This window comes from Acinetobacter sp. 1566109 (assembly GCF_000582255.1).
Classification (GTDB): Bacteria; Pseudomonadota; Gammaproteobacteria; order Pseudomonadales; family Moraxellaceae; genus Acinetobacter; species Acinetobacter nosocomialis.
Genome location: NZ_JEYB01000135.1, coordinates 1 through 2055, shown reverse-complemented (window position 1 = coordinate 2055; position 2055 = coordinate 1). Strand labels below are relative to the sequence as shown.

Here is a 2055-nt window from a genome sequence, read left to right as displayed (position 1 = left end):
CGCCAAGAATTTGTTTGGTGTGGGGGTGATTAATGCCGATATTGCCGCCAGTCAGTATAAGGATGAAAACGGCTATTCGGCTCTGGTCGGTTTAGAAGGGCGTATTAGCAAGAACATTTCATTTAACACCAGTTACCGCAAAGTATTTGATAACTACTTTGATCTGGCCCGTGTGTCTCAAATCCGATATTTAAAAGAAAACCAGATTAGTGCTGAGCCACAAAACTATCTTAGCTATAGCGCGCTGGCAGATGAGATTATTAGGGCAGGGATCAACTATAACTTTTATGCAGGCTATGGTGTTTATGTCGGTTATAACCAGATCAAGTACAGTGATAACTCGTATAAGTTACTGTCTGCCAACTTAAGTGGAAGTTTAAACAAGAACTGGGGTTTTTATAGTTCAGCTTATAAAGATTATGAAAACCATAAGGACTATGGTATTTACTTTGCGCTACGCTATACGCCATCTACCAGAACTAATGCGATTACAAGCGTATCTAGCGATAGTGGCAGGCTGACTTACCGACAAGAAGTATTTGTTTTATCGGAACCAAAAATTAATTCATTTGGATGGGGTGGATATGTAGAGCGAGATCAGGATGCGCATACTAACAATGCATCGATCTATGGTTCTTATCGAGCAAGGGCTGCGTATCTGACAGGTCGTTATAACCGAATTGGGGATAATGACCAAGTGGCACTTTCAGCGACAGGATCGTTGGTTGCGGCGGCAGGACGTATATTTGCGGCCAATGAAATAGGGGATGGTTATGCTGTTGTCACCAATGCCGGACCGAAAAGCCAGATTATAAATGGTGGAGTAAATTTAGGAGAAACTGATAAGTCGGGAAGATTCTTAATTGCGAATTTAAGACCGTATCAATCTCATAATATTTATCTAGATCCATCTTATTTACCATTGGAATGGGATGTGACGACTACCAATCAGACCGCACTTGTGGGCTATCGTCAAGGAACCTTGGTTGACTTTGGTGCACATCGGGTTATTTCAGGCTTGGTGAGAATAGTTGATAAAAACAACACGGCATTATTACCAGGCTATAGCGTTCGAATTAATGGACAGCAAGATGCTGTAGTGGGCTACGATGGTGAAGTATTCGTTCCAAACTTATTAAGACAAAACAAACTTGAAGTAGATCTTCTCGATCATGGTACTTGTCAAATTAATTTCACTTATGAAAGTAAGCAATACAGTGCTAAAAAATTGGGGCCTTATGTATGTCAATAAGTATTGTAAGTCATAGTTCCTACATGCTAGCCAAAAAGTTTTCATCTACTTTAAAGTATGTTTTAGCTAGTTTACTGTTATTTGTGCTTTATGCTTTTTTTAGTTCAGCACATGCTGGCTGTACGGTAACTGGAACCACAAATAGTACTTATAATTATACAGCAGCAACGATTAATAGTGACGCTACCATTACTTATACTGGAACTATTCGGTGTACGAATGTTGGGAGTACTGCTTAAATATCAAGATATATGTGCATGAAGACAGTATTTACTGGAGCAACTACTTCAAATAGTAATGTTTCATTACCTTATACGGTTACGGCAACTGTAGGCGGAGCAGGTTCTTCTACTGCAAATCAAACTTCAAACTTTTGGTATGGTCCTGTTACTACGGTGGCACCAAATAATATTATTAGTTACTCAGTAAGTATTAAAGTTCCAGCAAGATCGGGCTCTTTAACAGCCTATCCGGTAGGGACTTATATTGGCTCCGTTCAAGTATTTTGGGACATGCAAGCAAATTCAAGCAGTGTATGTGAGGGTGATAGTGGCGGTGGCTGGGACTCGGGTAATATGACGATTACAGCTAACTATGTAGTACCAAGTTTCTGTCAGTTAGATTCCACATCAAATGTCGATTTTGGCAATATTGGTGATATTGGTACAACAAGTCGTGACTACACGGCTCAAGGTGCGATTAATGCAACTTGCAACAATGGAACACCTTATAGCATTTATTTGGGGGATGGCAATAATCGTATAAGCGGTGGATTTAGACGTATGACCAATGGAAGCAGTCAA

1 protein-coding gene and 1 pseudogene are annotated in these 2055 nt (G+C 40.0%); both read left to right on the top strand.

Annotated elements, in window-relative coordinates; translation table 11 throughout:
* Positions 1 to 1252: fimbria/pilus outer membrane usher protein (locus J582_RS24665; protein ID WP_032048859.1), on the top strand; the 1252-nt coding region annotated here is incomplete at its 5' end.
* Positions 1243 to 2055 (top strand): annotated as a pseudogene (locus J582_RS0105480) (spore coat protein U domain-containing protein); the annotation flags it as partial. The gene J582_RS24665 and the pseudogene J582_RS0105480, both read left to right, overlap by 10 nt.